This window comes from Curtobacterium sp. VKM Ac-2865, assembly GCF_015350905.1.
Lineage (GTDB): Bacteria > Actinomycetota > Actinomycetes > Actinomycetales > Microbacteriaceae > Curtobacterium.
Genome location: NZ_JADKRZ010000004.1, coordinates 115,930 through 139,823 on the forward strand (window position 1 = coordinate 115,930; position 23,894 = coordinate 139,823).

Sequence of the window (23,894 nt, forward strand, 5' to 3'; positions counted from 1 at the left end):
CGTGACACGGGCGGCCCCTGTGTGAACTTCTCGCGTCGGAGCCGGTCCACGGGACCGGCGGAGCGCCGGACGGGAGGCTCGGTGCGGGCCGGCACCGAGCCTCCAGGCCGTCACCTGGTCCGGTTCAGGACCAGGCCGACTCGATCGGGACGGCTCGGCCGAGCACCGCGCAGGCCGCCCGGTGACCCGAGTGCATGGCCGCGGTGACGGTGGCGGGGTCGTCGGTCCAGGTCGCCTCGCCGGCCAGGTGGAGGACGCCGCCGACGGGCTCGGCCAGGTCGTCGTGGTCCCGGGTCGTGGAGCCGGGCGTCATGTAGGCGTAGGAGCCCCGCGCGAAGGGGTCGTCCTGCCACGCCGTCACGATGACGTCGGTCGGGTCGGGGGCCTCCGGGCCGTACAGCCGCCGCAGCTGGGCCGTGACCGACTCCGCCACCCGGTGCGGTGCCCATCCCCGGATCGCCCGGGCGACCGGACCCGCGGCGAACGTCAGCAGGGCGGGGACGCCGTCGAGCCGGGTGAGGTCGTACCAGGAGTGCCACCAGGCTCCCTCGGGACCGAGCTGCCGGACGGCGTGCACGTCGGCGTCCCAGAACCGGTGCGGGAACCGCAGCACGACCTTCTCGAACGCGTTCATGCGCAGCCGGCCGAGCGCCGCGCGCTGCCGGTCGGGGAGCGGCGGCTCGATGACGAAGTCGTCCGACTGCAACACCCCGACCGGCACCGTCACGACGACCTGGTCGGCGGCGAACCCGGCCACGGTGACCCCGTCCGGTGACCACGTGACGCGGCGGACGACGTGGCCGAGCCGGACGTCGAGCCCCTCGGCCAGGGACGAGGCCAGGCGGTCGTAGCCGTCGGGGAACACGACCTCGTCACCCGCGACGACGTCGTCGTCGAGGCCGTGCGCGGCGAGGTCCTCGATCCGGACGCCGTACTGCTCCTCGCTGCGGTGCTCCAGGTACTCCCGGACGCGGGCGGTGCGTCCGTCCGGCCAGCCCTGTGCGGCGAGTGCGACCTCGGTGACGTCGCGGTAGGTGGCGTCGGGGGCCGACCCGGCGACGACCGGTCCGAGTGCGGCGTCGACAGTGCGGACGTCCGCGACGAACCGCGCGGTGGCGTCCGCGTCGAGGCGTCGACCGTCGGCGCCGAAGTAGGCGATGGGGCGACCGTCGGGCTGGTACCCGCCGACGGTGAACTCGATGACGGGCATGCCGAGCGCGGTGACGGCGTCGGCGACGCGGCTGTCCTCGACGCCGTGGATCCAGGACGCGCCGAGGTCGGTCACGCGCCCGTCCGAGCGGTCGGTGTGCACGCGGCCGCCGACGCGGTCGCGGGCCTCGAGCACGACGACGCGGCGACCAGCCCCCACCAGCAGCCGCGCGGCGGTGAGGCCGGCGATACCGGCCCCGATCACGATGGTGTCGACGTGCTCCATGCGGGCTCCTCGGGCGGTGGGTCCCAGGGTCGCACGGCGTGGGGGAACGGCGGAAGGCCCCGCGACCGAGGTCACGGGGCCTTCCTGTGTGCGTGTCAGCTCACTTGACCTTGGCGGTCAGGGTCGGGCTGGTGCTGCCGGCGATGATCGAGTTGCCGCTGAAGACGGCGCGCAGGTCGTGCGAGCCCTTCGTCAGCGTGAACCGGGTCGCGGCCACGTTGCGGCTGACCTGCACGGTCTTGATGTGCTTGGTGCCGTCGTAGATCCGCACCTCACCGTTCACCACGATGCCGCGCGAGGTGACCCGCACGTCCGCCCGGGTGCCGGAGTAGGTGAGGGCCGTCGTCGACGCGGCCTTGTCGACCGTGACGGTGGCGGGACGGGTCGTCGCCGAGTTGCCGCCGGAGTAGGTCGAGTCGCTGGTGAACGACGCGGTGATGCTGTGCGAGCCGACCTTGAGGGTCTTCGGCAGCGCGAACGTCGCCGTGCTCTTGGACACCGGAGCGGTGCCGAGCGCCTTGCCGGCCTCCGAGAAGGTCACGGTGCCGCTCTTGTCGCCGACGCCGCCGCCGATCGTCGCGGTGACGGTGACCGGCTTGGTCGTGCCGTACGCCTGCTTCGGCGCGGAGAGGGCGAGCGCGGTGGTGGTCGCCGGCAGGGTCGCCTTGAGCGTGAACTGGTCCACGTTCGAGCCGATGGGTGCCGGGTCGGCCGACGCGGTCGGCTTCAGCGTGACGCCGCAGTCGTCGACCTTGCCGTGCTGGACGGCCGAGTTCAGCGTGGTGCAGTCGCTGGCGCGGACCGTGGTGACGGCGAGGTTGTCGTCCGTGACGCCGACCTTGACGTAGGTGCGGACGTGCTCCTGGTTCTCCACCGAGTTGGCGAAGTGCCGCTTGCCGGTCGGGTCGAGCGGGTCGGCTCCGTAGCCGCCCTGCGTCGAGTCCGGGGTGGTCAGGTCGTAGTACTTCGAGCCCGACGCCGAGTTCGCGGTCAGGTAGATGACGCCACCGGGGCCGGCGAAGACCTCGTCAGCGCCCGGCTGCTCGGCCGGGTTGGCCTTCTTGCCGTTCTTGATCGCGTAGCTGCGCGAGTACGAGTGGTCGTGACCCTGCAGGACGATGTCGACGCCCATGTCCGAGAACGCCCGCGTGAAGTCGAACCGGCGCTGCTGGTTGTCCTTGTCGTTCGCGTGGTCGGCCGGGGAGTAGATCGAGTGGTGGTAGACCAGCGCGGTCCACTTCGCGTCGTCACCGTGGCGGGTGATCACGTCGCGGACGTAGTTGACGTGCGCTGCGTCCGAACCGCCGGCGTAGGCGTTCGAGTTGATGTCGATGAACAGGACGCCCTTGTACATGTACCAGTAGTCGCCACCCGAGTTCGCGGCGGTGTTGCCGCCCGGGTAGAAGTCCGGCACCTTGAGCGAGTTCGGCAGCTGGTTGTGCTGCTCGTACGACTTGCCGCCCACGTCGTGGTTGCCGATGGTCGAGGCCCACGGGTAGCGCTTCAGCACGTCGCTGCTGTCGGCGAACGCACCCCACTGGTACTCGTTGTTGGCGTTCTCGACCTGGTCGCCGCCGGAGACGAGGAGCTCGGCGTTCTTCTCCTTGGTCGTGGCGTACTTCAGGGTGTCGGCCCAGCCGGCGCCGTCGTCGTCGGTGAAGCCCGACGACCCGATCTGCGGGTCACCGAAGAACAGGAAGTCGAAGTCACCGGTGAAGCTCTTCGTGGTGAACGTGTACGGCGTCGACCAGGCGGAGCCGTCCGCGGCACCGACGTGGTACGTGTACGTCTGGTTCGGCTCGAGACCGTCGATGACCGCGTGCGCGTTGACGTAGCCGGCCTCGTTGGTGATGCCCGCGATCGACCGCGTGCTGCTGTCGACGGTGCTGCTGTCGGCCGCGGTGTTCGCGGTCGCCGACGCCGGGATGGTGGTCTTCGCGGCGGTGAAGACGCCGCCGGTCATCGAGTCGGTCTTCTGGATCTCGACCGACTGGGCGACGTTGGTCGGGAAGTACCAGGACGCGATGCGCTGGCTCTCGGTCGCGCCGACGCCGAGCAGGATGTGGATCGGGCCGCCGGTCGAGATGTTCGTGGTCGGCGTGTTCGTGGCCGCTGTGGCCGTGCCGGTGCCCATGAAGGAGGCACCCGCGAGGAGCGCCGCCCCGAGGACTGCGCCGCCGACGCGGAGGGTGGTGGATCTGCGCCGGGTGCTGGCGCCAGACAGGAGACTCATGAGGGTCCGTTCTCGTGGACAGGGGTGTCGTTCACGGAAGACTCTGCATTCGCCAGGAAACGCCTTGGTGAACGCTGTGTGACCATTCGTTCCGGCTTGGAATCGACTCAGCTGGTCAGCCCGCGGCGAGGCGCTCGACGAACCAGATCATCCCCATCACGAACACCCCGGCGGTCACGATCCCGGTGACCCAGAGCGACGCCCGGTGGGCCTTGCGGCGCAGGAGCGACAGCGGTGGGAACACGATGACGATGATCGCGAGCTGCACCGCCTCGATGCCGACGTTGAAGATGAGCAACGACACGAGCAGCTGCCACGAGAACGCCTCGTGGATGCCGAGTGCGCCGGCGAACCCGAGTCCGTGGATGAGCCCGAACGCGAACACGACCGCCAGCCGCGTCCACCCGGCGCGGTCGAGGGCGAACCGGCCCCCGTCGGGCACGATCAGCTCGTCCGCGTGCGACCGCCGCCGGAACAGCCGCCACAGGTACCAGCCGGCGACGGCCGCGATCGACAGGGCGATGAGCGGCTCGACCACGATCGACGGCGGGCTGACGACCCCGAGGGCCGCCAGGATGAACGTGATCGAGTGGGCGATCGTGAACGCCGAGGCGGTGAAGACCACCTCGCGCAGGCGCCGCGACCCCGCGATGAGCGCGACGAGGAACAGGATGTGGTCGATCCCGGTCAGCAGGTGCTCGGCCCCCAGGGTGAAGAACTCCCAGAACCGTGCACCGGCGGACTGCTCGGTCGAGAACGAGGGCCGGTCGGCGTCGAGCGTCGCGGAGCCCTCCTGCGAGTCGACGGCGTAGGTGACGATCGTCTTCGTGTCCTTCACGAAGGTCTCGGAGTCCGGGAACAGCTTCGACGTCACGACGTGCCCGGCCGCCGTGTGGGACGACGTCGGGCAGCGGAAGTCCGCGACGACCTCGGCGTACGGCACCTCGTCCTGCATGTCGACGTGCATCGGCTGCTGCAGGGTGCCGCGGCACTCGCGCCCACCGGAGGTCACGGAGAACCGGTCGAGGACGTAGTCGGCCATCGTGTCCCGGTGTTGTTCGGCGACCCGGGTCATGGCGGGGAAGTCCCCGTCGTCCCACGCCGCCTGGCCCTGTCGGTAGAACGCGTCGGCGTGCTCGCTGGTGCCGACGGAGACGAGCATCAGGTCGTACTCCAGACCCAGCCGTGCCCGCACGACCCCGCTGTCCTCCGAGGTCACGTGGGCGTACACGACCGAGCTGAAGCCGTGCGCCGACGCGGGTGCGGCACCGCCGACGAGCGCGACCAGGACGGTGCCGAGCAGGACGAGTGCGCCGACGACGGTGGCGGCCACGCGGGCCAGGATCGGGGTGGTTCGGGGGGAGCGGCGTCGGGACGCCGTGCTGGGGGTACCGGGGATCACCGGCCAGACGATCTCGACCCCTGGCGACCGGCAGGGAAACGGCAGGTGACCAGCAGCTGGACAGCGCTCGGACAGGTGCACACGGCGGGCGAAGCGGTCCCCTGGCCGTGGTTCCATGGTCGCGATCCGCCCGCCGAACGCCCTTGGAGCCCCTCGTGACCAGCCTCGCTTCCCGCACGACGTCCCTGCTGGCGGCCGTCGCGGTGCTCGGCGCCGGGGGTCTGCTCCTCGCCGGGTGCGCGTCCGCGTCCGATGGCACGTCCGAGTCCCGCGCGAGCGCCACCGCCGGCACGCTCGACGCCGGGTTCTGGGACGCGAGCCACCCGCCGGCGCCCGAGTCCACCGTCAGTCCGTCGCCCGGCTCGTGGAAGGGCGTGCACCCGCCGTCGGGTTACCGCGTCGTCCTGCTGTCCGCGGGTGACGTCGACGCGGACGGCGACGGTGAGACCGCAGCGTCCGCGCCGACGCAGGCGTTGATCGGAGCCGTGGACGCCTGGGCCGACACCGAGGGCGTCACCGTCACCCGCGTGCAGCCCCGGGGGAGCGAGAACGTGCTCGACGCCGTCGCCACCGCGCTCGGCAAGCACCCCGACCTGGTCATCAGCGTCGGCAACGACATGGTCGACCCCGTGGCAGCCATGTCCGCGAGCGCGCTGCACCAGCAGTTCCTGGTCCTCGGGGCCGAGATCGCCGAGCCCACCTCCAACGTGACCGCCGCCGACTGGACCGGCGCCGGGTACCGCGGTGAGGGACTCGGCGCCGCGAGCCACCACGACCCCGCCAGCTTCACCGAGGAGCGGGCCGGCCGGGCACTCCGTGCGGGTGTCGCCGCAGTGCTGCACGGCTACAACGGCACCGTCGTCTGGGTCGCGTGAACCCCGACCGCCGTTCCAGGGGCAGCGACCACCGTTCTGCGGACACTGGCCACACGACCGTGGTGCGCCGGACGTATCCTGACGACGGAAGCGACGACGGTTCCGGCCGAGCCTCGCGCGGACCGAACCGACGTGTCCGGGCGCGAGACGCAACCTCCTGACCCGAGCGACATGACAGAACACATCATCGAGTACGTCGCCCGCGACCGAACGGGCATCACCGCCGTCATCACCACGACCGGCGTCATCGACGTGGACACCGTGATCCACAACATCAGATCCGGGCACTCCGGCTACGTCGTCCGCGCGGGCGAGTGGCGCCGAGCCCCGGTCCGCAGCCTCTCCGTGCTGGGCGGCGCCTACCTGTTCGCGAACTGGGACGGCTCCAAGCGCAACAACCTGCACGACGTCGCGTTCCAGGCGCCCACGCGTCCGGCACGACCGCAGGGCACGGGCGGGTTCGTCGCCGCGCTGACGACGGCGCTCGCGACCGTCTTCGGCCGGGACCGCCGCAGCGCCTGATCTGACCTGACCGCCCCGCCCCGCCCCGTCTCGGCTCCGCTCGGTAGGCGGGTTCCCGATCGGCGCGCTGACGGATCTGGTCGGCTCGCCCCGCGTTCCACCGACCGGATTCGTCATCGCCCTGTTCCGGTTGCGCCGCCCCGTCTCGGCTCCGCTCGGTAGGCGGTTTCCCGATCCGCGCGCTGGCGGATCTGGTCGGCTCGCCCCGCGTTCCGCGGACCGGATCCGTCAGCGCCCTGTTCCGGTTGCGTCGCCCCGTCGCCGCTCCGCTCTGTATGCGGGTTCCCGGTCGGCGCGCTGACGGATCTGGTCGGCTCGACTCGCGTTCCGCCGACCGCATCCGTCATCGCCCCATACGAACGTCCGCCCCGGCCGGCCCCGGACGGGAGGCACGGGTCGACTCCGCCACGAGCCTCCCGTGCGCGTCGCCGACCGGTCACGACGCCCCGCTTCCATCCGCCGAGCGGTCACCGGCTGTCATTCCGAGCACGCGGAGCTGACGGCTCCCGCCCGTTCGCGGAACCCCGTCGGGGTGTCGTGACCGCTCGCACCAGGACGAGCGCTCGAGCCGAGCGGCCGCCGAGCCGCGCGTCCGCTACCGCGTGACGCCGTCGAGGTCGTCGACCCCGGCGGCGACCGCCGCGGCACGACGGGCCCGCAGCGACGGAGCCGCGACGGCCGCGAGGACCGCCAGCACGGCCACCCCGGTGCACGCCCAGAAGCCGATCGTGAAGGCGTCGTCGGTGGGGAGCCCCTGCGCGGTGCTGTGCGAGGTGATGAGCGCGGCGATGACGGCGGTGCCGACGCTCGAGCCGATCGTCCGGACGACGGTGTTGGCGCTGATGGCCTCGCCGGTCTGGTTCGCGGGGACGCTCTCGATGATGGCGTTCGAGCACGCGGCCAGGGCCAGACCGATGCCGATGCCGGTGAAGACGCCGGAGACGACGACCTGCCAGAGCTCGCCGTGCGCGATCGCGGGCAGCAGGAACGCGACGACGATCGAGATCCCGCCGAGCAGCATCGGCGGCTTCGGGCCGATACGCCGCACCAGGATGCCGGCGATCGGTCCGGCGATGACCATCATGACGACGGTCGGCAGCAGGAAGAGCCCGGCCTGGGTGACGTCCTTGCCGAAGCCGTAGCCGAGGGCGCTCGGCAGCTGCAGCAGGGTCGGGACGAGCACGAACGTGCCGAACATCGCGAAGCCGAACACCAGGGCGACCACGTGGGCGGTCCACACCCCGCGCACGGCGAAGAGCCGGACGTCGATCAGCGGTTCGGCGACGCGGAGCTCGACGAGCACGAACGCCACGAGTGCCACGGCGCCGAGGGCCAGCAGCCCGATGGTCTTGGCGTCGCCCCAGCCCCAGGTCTCGCCCTCGCTGACGGCGAGCAGGATCGCGACGAGGGACACGGCGAGCACGCCCGTGCCGAGCATGTCGAGCCGGCCGGGCTTGCGCACCGGGGACTCCGGCATGCCGAAGACGGCGCCGAGCAGGGCGATCACGACGAGCACGGCGGGCAGCCAGAACAGCCAGTGCCACGACAGGTGCTCGACGATCGGCCCGGCGGCGACGATGCCTACGCCAGCGCCGATGCCGAAGATCGCCGACAGCAGGCCGATGGTGACGCTGACCTTCTCCTTCGGCAGCTCGTCGCGGACGATGCCGATCGAGAGCGGCATCACGGCTCCGGCGGCGCCCTGCAGTGCCCGGCCGACGATGAGGGTGCCGAGGTTCGGCGCGAGCGCGGCGAGCACGGCGCCGACGAGCAGGATCGTGAGCACCACGATGAGCACCTTGCGCTTGCCGATCATGTCCCCGAGCCGACCGAGGATCGGCGTGAGCACCGACGCGGACAGCAGGTACGCCGTGAGCACCCAGCTCGTGGCGCTCGTCGAGGCGCCGAGGTCCTTGCCGATCGTCGACAGTGCCGGTGCGACGAGGGACTGCAGCACCGCGAACGACAGGCCGCCGAGGGACAGGTAGACGATGATCGCCGTGCTGTTCGGGCGGCGACCGTCCGTGGTCGGGTGGGAGCCGGTGCGGGGGCTCGCCATGGTCTCGGTCATCGTGCTCCGTCTGGTCGATGTAAACAGTTGCTGACTCGACGAGGGTACGCGGTTCACGCCCGAAGTCAACAACCGCTTACATCCGCCTGCGGACCGCTACGCTTCGAGCATGAGCAAGGACGCCACCGCCACCCGGCTGCTCCTCGTGCAGGCCGCCAGGCGCCGGTTCGCGTTCGACGGCTACCGCGCCACGACCGTGCGGGACATCGCCGCGGACGCCGGGGTCAACGTCGCGCTGATCAACCGCTACTTCGTGTCGAAGGAAGGGCTGTTCCGCGCCTGCCTGGACCGCGCCGTGCGCGACCTCGACCCGGGGGAGGACGCCACCGGGCACCTCGACCGCGCGCTCCGCGGGCTCATCGGACACGTCCTCCGCTCGCCCACCGACGAGGACTCGATGCAGCTCATGCTGCTGCTGCGGACCTCGGGCGACGAGGGCGTCGACACGATCCGTCGGGAGACCCTCCGTCGCTACGCCGAGCGTCTGGCCGAGGCGGTCGGGGACCAGGTCACGGACGACCTGCTCATCCGCGCCGAGATCGCCCTGTCGGTCGTGCTCGGCATGACGATGATGCGGACCGCGACCCGGGTCGAGCCCCTCGCCTCCGCCGCGGAGGACGCCGTCGCCGGCCCACTGGACGACGCGCTGCGCGCGCTCCTGACCGGACCGCCTGCCTGACTGGAGGCCCGTGGCGGCGCCGAGCCGAGCCTCCAGTCCGGCAGGTGCGGACGGGACACGCTGTCGGTCCGGCACCGGGACCGAGTACCGTCCAGCATGGAACGTCCGTCGCCGACCGCCAGGGAGCACGCATCGTGACAACGACCCGCGAGCACCGTCTCGTCGACACCTTCGTCGCACTCACGGACACACTCGTCGACGACTACGACGTCGTCGACCTGCTGCAGACCCTCGTCGACCGCGCGGTGGAGATCTTCGACGCCTCGGCCGCGGGCATCCTGCTGCTCAACCAGGACCACGAACTCGAGGTGCTCGCGTCGACCAGTGAGCAGTCGAGCTTCGTCGGGCTGCTCCAGCTGAACGCCGGCGAGGGGCCCTGCGTGGAGTGCTTCGAGACCGGTCGACCGGTCTCCGCCGAGGACCCGGCGGAGATGCGACGCCGCTGGCCGGCCTTCGCCGCGGCTGCCGAGGAGTCCGGGTTCGCGTCCGTGCACGCGGTCCCGATGCGGCTGCGCGACACCGTCCTCGGCTCACTCAACCTGTTCCGCGAGCACGAGGGGGCGCTCAGCCCGGACGACGCCCTCGCGGCCCAGGCCCTCACCGACGTGGCGACGATCAGCATCCTGCAGCAGCGGACGCTCGAGCAGGCGAGCGTCGCCCAGACGCAGCTGCAGCGCGCGCTGGACAGCCGCGTCGTCATCGAGCAGGCCAAGGGCTTCGTCGCGCACACGCACCACGTGGACATGGGAGAGGCGTTCACGATGCTCCGGCAGCACGCCCGGACCACCCGCGAACCGCTCGTCGACGTGGCCCGCGCGGTCATCGAACGCCGCTTGACGCTGTCCTGACCTGAAGCCATGTGGCTCCGCTACGATCGACCGCAGTGGCCCAGGACCCCGGCTACGGGACAGCCCAACCGGAGGACCACATGAGCGAGATCATCACGACCGGACCACGTCCCGGCACCAGCGGCACGTCGAGCTACACGGCGTTGCTCGCCCGGATCAAGGACGAAGGCCTGCTCGGCCGACGCACCGGCTGGTACTGGGGTCTCATCGTCGTCCTCGTCGCCCTGCTGGCGCTCGCCGGAGCCGCGTTCGCCGTGCTCGGCGACTCCTGGTGGCAGCTCGTCATCGCCGGCGTGCTCGGCCTGCTCTTCACCCAGTTCGCGTTCCTGGCACACGAGGCCGCCCACCGTCAGGTCTTCGCGTCACACACCTGGAACGACCGTGCCGCCCGCTACGGCGGCACGCTCCTGACCGGGATCAGCTACGCCTGGTGGACAGGCAAGCACACCAGGCACCACGCCAACCCGAACACGGTCGGCAAGGACCCGGACATCTCCTTCGACGCGATCTCCTTCCGCCCCGAGGACGCCGCCAGCCGCACCGGCTTCCTGCGTGTCCTCGTGCGGGTGCAGGGCTGGGCGTTCTTCCCGATGCTGCTCATCGAGGGCGTCAACCTGCACTGGCAGTCGATCCGCACCTACACGAGCCGCGGTCCGGTCAAGGGCCGCTGGTCCGAGGCCTCGGTGTTCGCGCTCCGCTTCGCGCTCTACCTCGGCGTCGTCTTCTGGTTCCTGCCGCTCGGCATGGCGTTCGCGTTCCTCGGCGTGCAGCTCGCCGTGTTCGGCTTCTGCATGGGCATCGCCTTCGCGCCGAACCACAAGGGCATGCCGATCATCGAGCCGGGCCGCCGCGTCGACTTCTTCTCGCGCCAGGTCCTGACCTCCCGTGACATCACCGGGGGTCGCTGGGTCGAGTACTTCATGGGCGGCCTCAACCACCAGGTCGAGCACCACCTGTTCCCGAACATGGCCCGACCGAACCTGCGTGCTGCGCGGGTCATCGTGCGCGACTACTGCAAGACCCAGGGCGTGCCGTTCACCGAGACGACGCTCGTGCAGTCGTACGCGATCGTCGTGCGCTACCTCAACGAGGTCGGGCTGGCGGCGGCGGACCCGTTCGCGTGCCCGATGGTCGAGCGGCTGCGCTGAGGGTCCGTCGGCGGTGACTGCTCGGCGGCCTGGCCGCCGAGCAGTCGTCCTCAACCGCAGTACTCGTACGGCGGCATGGCGTTCGGACCGACCCACACGGAGCCGACGTGCACCCCGTCGTTGCCGAGCTCGAACGTGACGTACCGGCCGTCGCGCTGGACGCTCCAGAGTGAGAACGTCCCGCCCGGATCGCCGTAGGTACCGGTCTCCTCGAGTTGCGGGTACATCGCGCGCAGCTCGTCGATGGTGGTCCCGATGCCGGCACCCTCCGCGGTCGTCGGTGAGGCCGCGTGGGCGTCCTCGCTGGAGCGTCCCCCGGCCAGACCATCGATGGTGATGCCGACGATCTTCCCGGCGTCCTGACTGATCGTGATGGTCGGTTCGTCCTGCGCCTCGAAGAACGTCACGTTCGGGTTCGGGCACGTCTCCGGCGGGGCGGCGGTGTAGAGCGGTCCGAGGTCGTCCGTCTCGGCAGCGACGTCGCCGCCGAAGGCCACGGGCCCCACTTCTGCCCCGGAGATGGTCCACGTGGAGGGGTCGTCCAGCGCGAACGCGCGCTTCGTCGACGTTGCTGACGGCGTCGGGGTTGGGTCGGGTGTCTCCTCGACGGGTGCCGCGGCGGGTGTGCTCGGTGCTGCTGGTTCGGTCGGGCTCGGTGAGGTGGTGGGTGCGGGTTCGGCGGCGAAGGGCTGCGGGATCATCCCGAGGGCGACACCGCCGCTGGTGGCGCCGAGGCCGAGGAGCGCGATGACGCCGATGACGATCCCGGTGCGGCGGCCACGTCGGCGGGGTGCCGGCTGCCGGTCTTCGGCGCGGTCGAGCACGGACTGTTTCATCGTGACGAGCATGCGGTGCAGGTCGTCTCCGGTGGGGGGTTCAGTGTTCATCGTGCATCACCGCCTTCTTCAGTCGGGCTCGGGACCGGGACACGCGTTGGGTGACGGCGCCGATGCTGAGGCCGAGGATCTGTGCGGCTTCGGCGTAGGAGTGGCCTTCGAGGAGGCAGAGTTCGCAGATCCGTCGGTCGATGGGTGCGAGGGCTGCGATCTCGTCGCGGACCCAGCGGAGACGTTCGCGGGCCTCGTCGGCGTCGGCGCGGGCGGGGAGGTCGTCGGGGAGTTCGTCGCCGGCGCCCTTGGCGAGGCGTCGGGCTTGGTTGCGGGCGTGGTTGCGGCAGACGACGAGGAGCCAGGGCAGGAGTGCGCTGGTGGCGAGGTCGATGGTGGCGGCTTTCTGCCAGAGCGTGAGGAAGGTGTCCTGCACGAGTTCTTCGACGTCTTGTCGGCGTTCTGCCTGTGCCCATGCGTAGCGGGTCAGGGTGGGTGCGAAGCGGTCGAACGCGTCGGCGAGTGCCGTGCGGTCCCCGTCCGCGAGCCGACGCGTCAGTGTTGCGTCGGCTTGGGTGTCGTCATCCACGGTTGCCCCCTCTCACACCAGAAGTGTCCGGCACTGCGCGATCCTGACGAGCGGCTGCCCCCAACGGCGTGTCGAACCCGGCGACAGCATCGTCGACGGGCGGGAAGCGCCCCCCAATGGCCGCTTCCCGCCCGTCGTCGGTCATCCCCAGATCTGCTGCTCGACGGCGCCGAGCAAGTTGGTCGTGGGGAAGTTCGTCTGGCCGATCTCGAACCAGGTCGTGCCGCGGAGGTACCACGTGGCCGTGGTGTCGACCGGGTACGGGTCCGCCCGCCGCGTCTGCGTGCAGACGCGCGCTGCACCGCGGTCGGTGCACGCGTAGCCCTGGCCGACGAGGGTCGCCTCGTAGGCGCTGACCTGCTCCGCAGTCCCGGTCCCGACGTCGATCGACAGGCCGGACACGTCGGCCCGAGGGTCGCGCCACACGCACGACAGGCTCGTCGTGAGCGGAGCAGCGGTGCGCAGGTGTGCCGTGCCGGACGGGTCCTGCAGCGGAGTCCGTCCGAAGAGCCGCGCCGCCTCCGACGGGGCGACGAGCCCAGTGCAGTCAGACGGGATCCTGGCCACGACCGGGGCCGGCGTCGGGGGCGTGGTCGGTGTCCGGGTCGGGTCGGGGGTCTCCTCGACCGGTGCGGCCGCGGGGGTGCTCGGCGCGGCCGGCTCCGTCGGGCTCGGCGTGGAGACCGGTGCTGGTGCGGCTGCGAACGGCTGCGGGATCATCCCGAGTGCGACGCCGCCACCGGTGGCGCCGAGGCCGAGGAGGGCGATGACGCCGATGACGATCCCGGCACGACGGCCACGTCGACGAGGCGCCGGACGGCGTTCCTCGGCGCGGTCGAGCACGGACTGCTTCATCGTGACGAGCATGCGCTGCAGGTCGTCTCCGGTGGGGGGTTCAGTGTTCATCGTGCATCACCGCCTTCTCCTGTCGGGTTCGGGACGAGCGCTTCGTGACCGGTTGTGCGCGCAGGCCGAGCAGGCGGGCGGCTTCGGCGTAGGAGTGCCCGTCGACCAGGCACAGGTCCACGAGCTGCCGGTCGGTGGGCGCCAGGGCCGCGATCTCGTCGCGGACCCAGTGCAGGGGGTCAGCGCCCGGCAGGCTCTCGTGCTCCGCCGTTCGTCGCGCCTGGCCCCTGGCGTGGTCCCGGCACACGACCAGCAGCCACGGCAGCAGTGCGCCGGTGACGAGGCCGATCGTGGCGGCTTGCTGCCACAGGGTCAGGAACGTGTCCTGCACCAGCGCTCGGGCGTCGTCAGGGGTGTCTGCCTGTGCCCACGCGGAGCGGGTCAGGGTGGGTGCGAAGCGGTCGAACGCGTCGGCCAGTGCCGCACGGTCCCCGTCCGCGAGCCGACGCATCAGTGCTGCGTCAGCGGTTGGGTCGTCATCCACGGTTGCCCCCTCTCACTACAGAAGTGTCGAGCGCGCCGCGATCCTGACACGACGTGTCGGATCCGTGCGCAGTCGCCGGTCAGAGGCGTCCGCGGTTGCGGCGGCGGATCTCCTTCGGCGCCCGGCCGGCCTGGAACGACCGTGCCGGGTCGACGACGAAGCCCTGCCGCAGGGCCTCGCGGCCGACGAGCATCCGGAAGCCCATCTGGTCGCGGTTGCTGAGCGTGACCTCGGCCTCCACCGTGCGGCCGGCGAGCTCGATCGCGGTCAGGACGACGATGCGCTCCTGCGCGTGACCGGACGAGCTCCGGACGACGCGGCGGTCATGGACGTCGCACTCGACGGTCGCCTGGTCGGCGTCGGAGTCCTGCCACGGGTGCACCGAGAACCGCACCCGGTCGCCCGGCAGCTCCTCGAGGTCGAACGCGTGCAGTGCCGAGGTCCGCGCGCCCGTGTCGAGCTTGACCTTGATCCACTGGATGTCGAGGTCCGGCAGCGCGGCCCACTCGCGCCAGCCCGAGACGATCGGCGTGCGCCGTCGGGGCTTCGGGTCGTCGGCCATGCGCCCATCCTGGCAGGACGACACCCGCTGTGCGTCTCTCGCGGCCGACGGGCACGCGCGCGAGGCGGATCGTCTGCCAGCATGGAGCGTCGCCGTCGCCACCCCCGAACCCGCGGAGCCTCCCGATGAAACTCGCCATCCTGTCGCGTGCCCCGCAGGCGTACTCGACGCAGCGACTCCGTGCGGCGGCGCTCGACCGCGGCCACGAGGTCAAGGTGCTCAACACCCTGCGCTTCGCGATCGACCTGACCGGGGACGCGCCCGACTTGCAGTACCGCGGCAAGCTGCTGTCCGACTACGACGCCGTCCTGCCGCGCATCGGCAACTCGATCACGTACTACGGCACCGCGGTGGTCCGGCAGTTCGAGCAGATGGACGTGTACACGCCGAACACCGCCAACGGCATCACGAACTCGCGCGACAAGCTCCGGGCGAACCAGATCCTCTCGCGGCACGACATCGGCATGCCCGCGACGACGTTCGTCGCTGGTCGGGCCGACGTCCGCGGCGCCATCGAGCGGGTCGGGGGAGCGCCCGTCGTCATCAAGCTGCTCGAGGGCACCCAGGGCATCGGCGTGATCCTGGCGCCGGAGGCCAAGGTCGCCGAGTCGATCGTCGAGACGTTGCACTCGACGAAGCAGAACGTGCTGATCCAGCGTTTCATCGCGGAGAGCCGCGGGAAGGACATCCGCGCGCTCGTCGTCGGCGACCGGGTCGTGGCCGCCATGCGCCGGAGCGCGAGCGGCGACGAGTTCCGGTCGAACGTGCACCGCGGCGGGACCGTCGAGCAGGTCACGCTCACCCCGGAGTACGAGGAGGCAGCGGTCCGCTCCGCGCAGATCATGGGGCTCCGCGTCGCCGGCGTGGACATGCTCGAGGGCAACGACGGCCCCCTGGTGATGGAGGTCAACTCGTCCCCGGGGCTCGAGGGCATCGAGCGCGCCACCGGTCTGGACATCGCCGGGGCGGTCATCGACTTCATCGCGAACCAGGTCGCGTTCCCCGAGATCGACGTCCGCCAGCGCCTGTCGGTGTCGACGGGCTACGGCGTCGCTGAGCTCCTCGTGCACACGAACGCGGACCTGGTCGGCAAGACGATCCACGAGTCGGGGCTCGGCGACCGTGACATCACCGTGCTCACGCTGCACCGCGGCTCGACGGTGATCCCGAACCCCCGCGGCACGGTCACCCTCGAACCGGGCGACCGGCTGCTCTGCTTCGGCAAGCTCGAGGAGATGCGCTCGATGATCCCCGAGCGCCGCAAGCGCCGTGCGAAGCTCCGGAAGCTCCCGAAGGAGCACCTGCCGGAGAGCTGACCCGAGGGTCTCAGTCGCACGACGCCTGGGCGTAGGCCCCGATCTCGACGGACTCGACATGCACTCCGTCGGCACTCAACTTCAACCACGCCGGACCGGATCCGGTGTCGATCTGCCACGACGTCCCCGCGTTCTGCGCTGGGGGAGTGTCGTAGTAGTTGCTGCGGGCTGTGTCCTCGGCGGCGCCAGGGTAGGCGGCACGCAGTTCGTCGAGGGTCGATCCGACGCCGATCCCCTTGCTGGTGGTCGGACCGATCGGCTCGAGGGCCGGGTTCGCACTCGGGACGCTCAGGTCCACGCCGATGACCTTGCCGCCCTGTGACCAGACGAGCAGGGCCGGCGCGCCGTCTCGTGCCCAGCCACTCCCGAACTCGTCGGAGCAGACGTCAGCATCAGCGGCACGGCGCCAGGCCGTCTCGAGGTCGTCCGTCTCGCCCGCCGTCGGCCCGCCGATCGCCACCGGACCCATCTCGCTGCCGGAGATGGTCCACGTGGAGGGGTCGTCGAGTGCGAACGCGCCCTTCGTGGGTGTGCCGGTGGCGGACGGTGTGGGGTCTGGTGTCTCCTCGACGGGTGCCGCGGCGGGTGTGCTCGGTGCTGCTGGTTCGGTGGGGCTGGGCGTGGCGACCGGTGCTGGTGCTGCTGCGAAGGGCTGCGGGATCATGCCGAGTGCGACGCCGCCGCCGGTGGCGCCGAGGCCGAGCAGCGCGATGACGCCGATGACGATCCCGGCGCGACGTCCACGTCGGCGGGGTGCGGGTGTCCGGTCGTCGGCGCGGTCGAGCACGGACTGTTTCATCGTGACGAGCATGCGGTGCAGGTCGTCTCCGGTGGGGGGTTCAGTGTTCATCGTGCATCACCGCCTTCTTCAGTCGGGCTCGGGACCGGGACACGCGTTGGGTGACGGCGCCGACGCTGAGGCCGAGGATCTGTGCGGCTTCGGCGTAGGAGTGGCCTTCGAGGAGGCAGAGTTCGCAGATCCGTCGGTCGATGGGTGCGAGGGCTGCGATCTCGTCGCGGACCCAGCGGAGGCGTTCGCGGGCCTCGTCCGCGTCGGCGGGTGCTGGGAGGTCGTCGGGGAGTTCGTCGCCGGCGCCCTTGGCGAGGCGGCGGGCTTGGTTGCGGGCGTGGTTGCGGCAGACGACGAGGAGCCAGGGCAGCAGTGCGCTGGTGGCGAGGTCGATGGTGGCGGCTTTCTGCCAGAGCGTGAGGAAGGTGTCCTGCACGAGTTCTTCGACGTCTTGTCGGCGTTCTGCCTGGGCCCATGCGTAGCGGGTCAGGGTGGGTGCGAAGCGGTCGAACGCGTCGGCGAGTGCCGTGCGGTCCCCGTCCGCGAGCCGACGCGTCAGTGCTGCGTCGGCTTGGGTGTCGTCATCCACGGTTGCCCCCTCTCACACCAGAAGTGTCCGGCACGGCCCGATCCTGACGAGCCGTCACACCCGTCGGCGTGTCGCACGGGTCCGCCAGGGCAGGAGCACGGTCCGCCAGGGCAGGATCGAGGGGTGAACCAACTCCCCGAGGTCCTCCGGTCACCCCTGCACGTCGCACCGATGGCGGGCGGACCGTCGACCCCGACCCTCGTGATCGCCGCGGCGCGGTCCGGCCAGTTCGCGTCCCTGGCCGCCGGGTACCGCACCGCCGAGGAGCTCGCCGCCGAGATCGCCGAGGTCCGGACGCGCACCGACCGGTTCGGCGTCAACGTCTTCGTGCCGAACCCGGTCCCGATCAGCGACGCCGACTACGACCGCTACCGCACGTCCCTCGGCGTCCCCGACCTGCCCGACAAGCGCGAGGACGACGACGCCTGGGCCGACAAGCTCGCGCTCCTCCTCGACGACCCGGTGCCCGTCGTGTCCTTCACGTTCGGGCTGCCGTCGGCCCAGACCGTCGCGGACCTCCGCAGCCGGGGGACGGTGACGGTGCAGTCGGTCACCAACCCGGTCGACGCCGCAGCCGCAGCCGACCGGGGGATCGACGTCCTGGTCGCGCAGGGCGAGGCAGCCGGCGGACACTCCGCGGTCCTCGACCCCGAGCAGTCACCCGTGTGGGAGCCCCTGCCGGACCTGGTGCGCGCGGTCCTGGCCCGGGTCGACCTGCCCGTGGTCGCCGCCGGTGGCATCGGCGGCGCGGACGACGTCGAGGCCGTCCGGCTCGCCGGCGCCTCCGCCGCGATGGTCGGCACGCTCGTCCTCCGCACCGACGAGGCCGGCACCGGAACCACCCACCGCGAAGCCCTCGTCGACCCGGTCTTCGACCGCACGGCACTCACCCGCGCCTTCACCGGACGACCGGCACGCGCACTCGTCAACCGCTTCGTCCGCGACCACGAGGACGCACCGCTCGGCTACCCGGCGCTGCACCACCTGACCCGGCCGATCCGCACCGCAGCCGCCGCCGAGGGCGACGCGCACGCCCTGCACCTGTGGGCCGGCCGGTCCTGGCGGGCGGCGGCGGACGGTCCGCTGGCGGACACCCTGGAGGCCCTGCTCACGTGACCTGCGCCGGTCACCTGACCGGAGCCTCCCGTCCGTTGCCCGGCCCTGTGCACAGGCGAGCGGCTGTCCACAGGCCAACCGGGCTGTGCGCGCGCCCGCGCCCGGCGCACTACGCTCGGATGCGGCCCGCGTCGCAGCGTTGCGGTGGTCCGCGGACCACTCAGTTCTGGCGTTCAGGAGGACCCCGTGACCGAATCCACACCCGTCGACCCCACGACGACCGAAGGCTGGAAGACGCTCGCCGGCATCGCCGACGGCTTCTCCCCGGACCTGCGAGGGTGGTTCGACACCGACCCCGGCCGTGCCGAGTCGTACACCTTCCAGGCAGGTGACCTCACCGTCGACCTGTCGAAGGGCCTGGTGACCAAGGAGATCCTCGACGCGCTGCTGCAGCTCGCTGAGGACACCGGCGTCGCCGAGCGCTACCAGGCGATGATCTCCGGCGAGCACATCAACGTGACCGAGGACCGTGCCGTCCTGCACACGGCACTGCGCCGTCCGGCCACGGGCGAGCTCGTCCCGGCCAAGCCCTTCGTCGTCGACGGCCAGGACGTCGACGCCGACGTGCACGCCACGCTCGACAAGGTCTACGCGTTCGCCGAGCAGGTCCGCTCGGGCGCCTGGAAGGGCGTCACCGGCAAGCGCATCGAGACCGTCGTGAACATCGGCATCGGTGGCTCGGACCTCGGCCCGGTCATGGTGTACGAGGCCCTCAAGCCCTACGTGCAGGCCGGCATCGAAGCCCGCTTCGTGTCGAACATCGACCCGACCGACATCTACGAGAAGACGGCAGATCTCGACCCCGAGACCACGCTGTTCATCGTCGCGTCGAAGACCTTCGGCACCCTCGAGACCCTGACGAACGCCCGCCTGGCCCGCCAGTGGCTGTGGGAGCGGCTCGAGCTGACGGACGCGTCGGACGACGACAAGACCGCCGCGGTGGCCAAGCACTTCGTCGCCGTCTCCACCGCGCTCGACAAGGTCGCAGCGTTCGGCATCGACCCCGAGAACGCGTTCGGCTTCTGGGACTGGGTGGGCGGCCGCTACTCCGTCGACTCCGCCATCGGCACCTCGGTCATCGTCGCGATCGGCAAGGAGAACTGGCAGGACTTCCTCGCCGGCTTCCACACCATCGACGAGCACATGCGCACCACCCCACTCGCGTCGAACGTCCCCGTCCTGATGGGCCTGCTCAACGTCTGGTACTCGAACTTCCTCGGTGCCCAGAGCCACGCGGTGCTGCCGTACACGCAGTACCTGCACCGCTTCGCCGCGTACCTGCAGCAGCTCACCATGGAGTCGAACGGCAAGCGCGTCCGCTGGGACGGCACCCCCGTCACGACGGACACCGGCGAGGTCTTCTGGGGCGAGCCCGGCACGAACGGCCAGCACGCGTTCTACCAGCTCATCCACCAGGGCACGCGCCTGATCCCGGCCGACTTCATCGCCGTCGCCAACCCGGCCCGTCCGCTCAAGGACGAGACCGGCGACGGCAAGGCGGTCGAGCCCGGCCAGGACGTCCACAACCTGTTCCTCGCGAACTTCTTCGCGCAGACCAAGGCGCTGGCGTTCGGCAAGACCGCTGACGAGGTCCGTGCCGAGGGCGCCACCGACGAGGCGATCATCGCTGCCCGCACCTTCACGGGCAACAAGCCGTCGACGTCGATCCTGGCGCCGGCCCTGACCCCGAGCGTCGTCGGCCAGCTCATCGCGTTGTACGAGCACATCGTCTTCACCGAGGGCACCATCTGGGGCATCGACTCCTTCGACCAGTGGGGTGTGGAGCTCGGCAAGCAGCTCGCCCTGCAGATCGCCCCCGCGGTCGACGGCGACCAGTCGGTCCTCGAGACCCAGGACTCCTCGACCAAGGCGCTCATCGCCAAGTACCTGGAGCTCCGCAAGTAGCACCCGGCGCACCTCGACACCCCGTCGCCCTCTGGCGGCGGGGTGTCGTCGTGTCCGGGCGCCTGCCCCGTCCCGCTTCCCGCCTCCCGATCGGCGCTGAGATCGCACTCCGTGTCGGGTCCCGGCGCGCGGACGCGACACGAAGTGCGACCTCACCGGGTCCTGCGGCCGGGTCCCGCCGGACGGGAGGCTCGGTGCGGGCCGGCACCGAGCCTCCCGTCCGGTGGGTGGGTGCGACACACCGCGTGCGGTGCGCCGAGAGGCCACGTCCCGTCGCGCGCCGGACGCGCGAGCGACGAGCCGCGACCGCTCGGCGGACGCGAACGGGATGTCGCGACCGCCCGGCGCCGCCGGTGCGGTTCCCCCGCTGAGATCGCACTCCGTGTCGGGTCGCGGCGCGCGGAGGCGACACGGACTGCGATCTCACCGGGTCCCGTGGCCGGTCGTGCCGGACGGGAGGCTCGGTGCGGGCCGGCACCGAGCCTCCCGTCCGGTGGGTGGTCGCGACACACCGCGTGCGATGCGCCGAGCGGTCACCTTCCGTCGTCCGGGGCGCCCGACCGACGAGTCGCGCCCGCTCGGCCGACGCGAGCGGGGTGTCGCGACCGCCCGGCGCAGCCGGGCTGCATGGCCCATCCTCCCGCGGTGAGATCGCACTTCGTGTCGGGTCGCGGCGCGCGGACGCGACACGGACTGCGATCTCACCGGGTCCTGTGGCCGGGTCCCGCCGGACGGGAGGTTCGGTGCGGGCCGGCACCGAGCCTCCCGTCCGGTGGGTGGTCGCGACACACCGTGTGCGGTGCGCCGAGAGGCGACGTCCCGTCGTGCGCGGGGCACCCGACCGACGAGTCGCGCCCGTTCGGCGGACGCGAGCGGAATGCCGCGACCGCCCGGCGCCGCCGCCCCGGCCCGCGGGGGTGCGCGGCGCACCGCCCCGCTGAGATCGCACTCTGTGTCGGGTCGCGGCGCGCGGAGGCGACACGAAGTGCGATCTCACCGCGGCCCGTGGCCGGGTTCGCGTCCGGGTCAGCGGCGGAGCGGGTCGAGGTTCATCGTCGTGCCCTCGTAGAGGTACTGCTGGTCGCCGAACACCGTCAGTGACGGGTTCAGCCAGACGAGGTCCTGCACGGACAGGCCGAACCGCGCGGCCACGTCACCGATGAGGTCATCCGGAGCGACGACGTAGGACGCCGGCGCCCCGCTGTCGGTCGTCGACGGCACCGTGCCCGTGGCGTTCGCCGCGGCGCCGCCGTCCGTCGGGTGCACGTTCGTCGTCCTCGCCGGGACCGACCACGACAACGGCGTCACGGCGAGCACCTTGCCCGGGCCGATCTCGACCGGCACGGCGGCGTCCGTGGTGGCGGACGAGTACGTCACGAGTGCGCCGAGGAAGGACGGGTCGTGGCCGGCCTGCGCCATCGGCACGGAGACCGTCGGTCCGGGGATGGTCGTCGCGCCGCCGAGCTGGTGGTCGCCGTCGCCCGTGTGGCTCATGCCGTCCCCGACCGCGGGCGTGACGCGGAGGAACGACGCCGACACCGGGACGGGCAGCGTCGAGGTGAAGCCCGAGTACTGCACGGCGAACCGGTCGTCCTGGTCGGCCACCACCCGGAAGTGGAAGTGCACGCTGCCCTTCGGCGATGCGACGTCCCCCTCGCTGACGACGGTCCCGGGCGCGATCGACGACATGGTCGGAGCGGGTCGCGGTTCCTCGGTCGGGGCGGCCGTCGGCGGTCGAGGCGAGGCGGACTCCCGGAGCAGGTCGGCTTCGGTCTGACCAGCCGCATCGGTGTCGGCGGTCACGCTCGGCGTCGGCGTGGGCGTCGCGCTGGTCGACCGCGACGGTGCCGGCAGTGCGTCCTCGCCGCCCCGCAGCAGCGAGCACCCGCTCACGGTCGTGGTGAGTGCGAGTGCCGCCGCGACGGCAGCGATCCTGGTGGTCCTGGTGTGCACGTCCCCCCTCGTCCGGGATCGTAGCGGACTCGCCCGCGGCGCTGGCGGGCGATCCAGACGCTGCGTTCGAGGACACACCGGGTCGTTCCGGAACGACGGGAGGCCCGGCTCGCGACCCGACATGGGGAACGCGATCCGGGCCTCCCGGTCGTGTGCGTGCCTCAGCGCTCGCTGACGCGATCGCGTCGACGGCGGCCGAGCAGCCGCAGGACGAAGCCGAGTCCGAGCGCAGCGAGGGCGGTGGACAGCCACCCTCCGAGCTCAGCGCCCGTGAACGCCAGCTCGCGGTCCTGCGCGCCGATCCGCGACGCGTTCGTCGTGGGGGAGACGGTCGCGGCGCCGCTCGGGAGCGCTCCGTCGACCAGACCGATCGACGGGGTGGAGCCGGGGATCGTCTGCGAGCCGTCACCCAGACCCGGCCCGTTCTCGTGGTCTCCGTCCTCGGCGACAGGCTCGGGGACCAGGGTCACGAGCATGCTGCTGGCCTCGGAGGTGTTGCCGGTCTCGTCGACGGCGACCACGGTGAGCAGGTGCGCCCCGGGGTCGAGCGGTACCGTCGTGCGGAACGCGAAGCGTCCGTCCTCGTCGGCCACGCCGCGGCCGATCTCACGCCCGTCCTCGTCGGTGACGATGACGGTCGAGCCTGGCTCAGCGGTACCGCGGACGATGCCCGTTCCGTCGACGATGTCGTCGAAGTGCTCCAGCTTGGGGGCTGCCGGGGCAGTGGTGTCGACGTCGACCGTGGTCTTCGTCGGGTCGGAGGTGTTGCCGGCAGTGTCCTCGGCGATGATCTCGAGGTCGTGGGACCCGTCCTTGAGTGGCTCGTCGAGTTCAACGGTCCAGTCGCCGTTCTCGTTCGCGGTGTCACGGCCGAGCTCGTTGCCGTCCTCGTCGCGGATGATGACGACGGTGCCGGGCTCGGCGGTCCCGGTGATGGGGCCGTTGCCGTCGGACAGGTCCGAGGGGCTGGTGACCTTGGGGGAGTCGGGTGCCTTGGTGTCGATGTCGACGGTGGTGTCGGTCGGCTTGGAGGTGTTGCCGGCCTTGTCGGACGCGACGATCTCCAGGTCGTGGGACCCGTCCTTCAGGGGCGCGTCGAGTTCGACGGACCACTTGCCGTTCTCGTCAGCGGTGTCGCTGCCGATGACGTCGCCGTTCTCGTCGCGGATGACGACGACGGTCCCCGGTTCGGCAGTCCCGGTGATGGGGCCGGAGCCGTCCGCGAGGTCCGAGGGGCTCGTGACCTTGGGGGAGTCGGGCGCCTTGGTGTCGATGTCGACGGTCGTCTTCGTCGGGTCCGAGGCGTTGCCGGCCTTGTCGGACGCCACGACCTCGAGGTCGTGCTTGCCCTCGTCGAGTGGCTCGTCGAGTTCGACGGTCCAGTTGCCGTTCTCGTCGGCGGTGTCGCTGCCGATGACGTCCCCGTTCTCGTCGCGGATGACGACGACGGTCCCGGGCTCGGCAGTTCCGGTGATGGGGCCGGAGCCGTCCGCGAGGTCCGAGGGGCTCGTGACCTTCGGCGCCTCCGGTGCCTTCGTGTCCACGTCGACCGTGGTGTCCGTCGGCTTGGAGCTGTTCCCGGCCTTGTCGGACGCAACGATCTCGAGGTCGTGCTTGCCCTCGTCGAGCGGCTCCTCGAGTTCG

21 protein-coding genes are annotated in these 23,894 nt (G+C 71.4%); 8 read left to right on the forward strand and 13 right to left on the reverse strand.

Going from position 1 to position 23,894, the window contains the following annotated elements:
• Positions 1-124: 124 nt before the first annotated feature.
• From ITJ54_RS11345 to ITJ54_RS11355, 3 genes are all read right to left on the reverse strand, one after another.
• Positions 125-1,435 carry a flavin monoamine oxidase family protein gene (locus ITJ54_RS11345; protein ID WP_194628365.1) on the reverse strand — a complete coding sequence of 437 codons (1,311 nt, stop codon included), beginning with the start codon at positions 1,433-1,435 and terminating at the stop codon, positions 125-127.
• Between the two features lie 100 nt (positions 1,436-1,535).
• On the reverse strand, positions 1,536-3,668 hold the full coding sequence (locus ITJ54_RS11350) for an Ig-like domain repeat protein (RefSeq protein WP_194628367.1): 2,133 nt from the start codon (positions 3,666-3,668) through the stop codon (positions 1,536-1,538).
• A gap of 115 nt (positions 3,669-3,783) precedes the next feature.
• Positions 3,784-5,001, reverse strand: coding sequence for a HupE/UreJ family protein (locus ITJ54_RS11355; protein WP_194628368.1), 1,218 nt, complete (start codon positions 4,999-5,001; stop codon positions 3,784-3,786).
• A 224-nt stretch (positions 5,002-5,225) separates the two neighbouring features.
• On the opposite strand from ITJ54_RS11355, the gene ITJ54_RS11360 reads away from it, so the two are divergent.
• Positions 5,226-5,945 carry a hypothetical protein gene (locus tag ITJ54_RS11360; protein WP_323741693.1) on the forward strand — a complete coding sequence of 240 codons (720 nt, stop codon included), beginning with the start codon at positions 5,226-5,228 and terminating at the stop codon, positions 5,943-5,945.
• Between the two features lie 171 nt (positions 5,946-6,116).
• On the forward strand, positions 6,117-6,467 hold the full coding sequence (locus ITJ54_RS11365; RefSeq protein WP_194628369.1) for a hypothetical protein: 351 nt from the start codon (positions 6,117-6,119) through the stop codon (positions 6,465-6,467).
• Positions 6,468-7,062: 595 nt separating this feature from the next.
• Here ITJ54_RS11365 and ITJ54_RS11370 read toward each other — a convergent pair.
• Positions 7,063-8,538: an MFS transporter gene (locus tag ITJ54_RS11370; protein WP_194628370.1), complete on the reverse strand. Its 1,476-nt coding sequence runs from the start codon at positions 8,536-8,538 to the stop codon at positions 7,063-7,065.
• 109 nt (positions 8,539-8,647) lie between these two features.
• On the opposite strand from ITJ54_RS11370, the gene ITJ54_RS11375 reads away from it, so the two are divergent.
• The 3 genes from ITJ54_RS11375 to ITJ54_RS11385 all read left to right on the forward strand — a co-directional run bounded on the left by ITJ54_RS11375 (position 8,648) and on the right by ITJ54_RS11385 (position 11,213).
• The gene (locus tag ITJ54_RS11375; RefSeq protein ID WP_194628371.1) at positions 8,648-9,217 is read left to right on the forward strand and encodes a TetR/AcrR family transcriptional regulator; all 570 of its coding nucleotides are present in this window, start codon (positions 8,648-8,650) and stop codon (positions 9,215-9,217) included.
• A 134-nt stretch (positions 9,218-9,351) separates the two neighbouring features.
• On the forward strand, positions 9,352-10,065 hold the full coding sequence (locus ITJ54_RS11380; RefSeq protein WP_194628372.1) for a GAF domain-containing protein: 714 nt from the start codon (positions 9,352-9,354) through the stop codon (positions 10,063-10,065).
• 80 nt (positions 10,066-10,145) lie between these two features.
• The gene (locus tag ITJ54_RS11385; protein WP_194628373.1) at positions 10,146-11,213 is read left to right on the forward strand and encodes a fatty acid desaturase family protein; all 1,068 of its coding nucleotides are present in this window, start codon (positions 10,146-10,148) and stop codon (positions 11,211-11,213) included.
• 50 nt (positions 11,214-11,263) lie between these two features.
• On the opposite strand, the gene ITJ54_RS11390 is transcribed toward ITJ54_RS11385, so the two are convergent.
• From ITJ54_RS11390 to ITJ54_RS11410, 5 genes are all read right to left on the reverse strand, one after another.
• The gene (locus ITJ54_RS11390; RefSeq protein ID WP_194628374.1) at positions 11,264-12,100 is read right to left on the reverse strand and encodes a hypothetical protein; all 837 of its coding nucleotides are present in this window, start codon (positions 12,098-12,100) and stop codon (positions 11,264-11,266) included.
• Positions 12,090-12,629: an RNA polymerase sigma factor gene (locus ITJ54_RS11395; RefSeq protein WP_194628375.1), complete on the reverse strand. Its 540-nt coding sequence runs from the start codon at positions 12,627-12,629 to the stop codon at positions 12,090-12,092. Before ITJ54_RS11395 ends, ITJ54_RS11390 begins: the two co-directional genes overlap by 11 nt.
• A gap of 141 nt (positions 12,630-12,770) precedes the next feature.
• Positions 12,771-13,535 (reverse strand): hypothetical protein, encoded by a 765-nt coding sequence (locus tag ITJ54_RS11400; protein WP_194628376.1) that lies wholly within the window; start codon positions 13,533-13,535, stop codon positions 12,771-12,773.
• Complete coding sequence (locus ITJ54_RS11405; protein ID WP_194628377.1) at positions 13,525-14,019, reverse strand: RNA polymerase sigma factor; 495 nt, start codon at positions 14,017-14,019, stop codon at positions 13,525-13,527. The genes ITJ54_RS11400 and ITJ54_RS11405 overlap by 11 nt, the downstream gene beginning before the upstream one ends.
• Positions 14,020-14,098: 79 nt before the next feature.
• A complete protein-coding gene (locus ITJ54_RS11410; protein ID WP_194628378.1) occupies positions 14,099-14,581 on the reverse strand; it encodes an ATP-dependent zinc protease in 483 nt (160 codons plus the stop codon).
• Between the two features lie 125 nt (positions 14,582-14,706).
• Between ITJ54_RS11410 and rimK the strand changes: the two genes are divergently transcribed.
• Complete coding sequence (gene rimK, locus ITJ54_RS11415; protein ID WP_194628379.1) at positions 14,707-15,897, forward strand: 30S ribosomal protein S6--L-glutamate ligase; 1,191 nt, start codon at positions 14,707-14,709, stop codon at positions 15,895-15,897.
• Between the two features lie 10 nt (positions 15,898-15,907).
• Here rimK and ITJ54_RS11420 read toward each other — a convergent pair whose 3' ends face one another.
• Together ITJ54_RS11420 and ITJ54_RS11425 are read right to left on the reverse strand one after the other, a co-directional pair.
• Positions 15,908-16,747: a hypothetical protein gene (locus ITJ54_RS11420; protein WP_194628380.1), complete on the reverse strand. Its 840-nt coding sequence runs from the start codon at positions 16,745-16,747 to the stop codon at positions 15,908-15,910.
• Positions 16,737-17,276: an RNA polymerase sigma factor gene (locus tag ITJ54_RS11425; RefSeq protein ID WP_194628381.1), complete on the reverse strand. Its 540-nt coding sequence runs from the start codon at positions 17,274-17,276 to the stop codon at positions 16,737-16,739. The genes ITJ54_RS11420 and ITJ54_RS11425 overlap by 11 nt, the downstream gene beginning before the upstream one ends.
• A gap of 123 nt (positions 17,277-17,399) precedes the next feature.
• On the opposite strand from ITJ54_RS11425, the gene ITJ54_RS11430 reads away from it, so the two are divergent.
• Positions 17,400-18,392 (forward strand): nitronate monooxygenase, encoded by a 993-nt coding sequence (locus ITJ54_RS11430; RefSeq protein ID WP_323741694.1) that lies wholly within the window; start codon positions 17,400-17,402, stop codon positions 18,390-18,392.
• A gap of 186 nt (positions 18,393-18,578) precedes the next feature.
• A complete protein-coding gene (gene pgi / locus ITJ54_RS11435; RefSeq protein ID WP_194628382.1) occupies positions 18,579-20,297 on the forward strand; it encodes a glucose-6-phosphate isomerase in 1,719 nt (572 codons plus the stop codon).
• Between the two features lie 1,026 nt (positions 20,298-21,323).
• Here the strand turns inward: pgi and ITJ54_RS11440 are convergent.
• Complete coding sequence (locus tag ITJ54_RS11440; RefSeq protein WP_194628383.1) at positions 21,324-22,250, reverse strand: LysM domain-containing protein; 927 nt, start codon at positions 22,248-22,250, stop codon at positions 21,324-21,326.
• 161 nt (positions 22,251-22,411) lie between these two features.
• Positions 22,412-23,894 (reverse strand): Ig-like domain-containing protein (locus tag ITJ54_RS11445; RefSeq protein ID WP_228509302.1); only part of this gene is annotated, 1,483 nt, incomplete at its 5' end.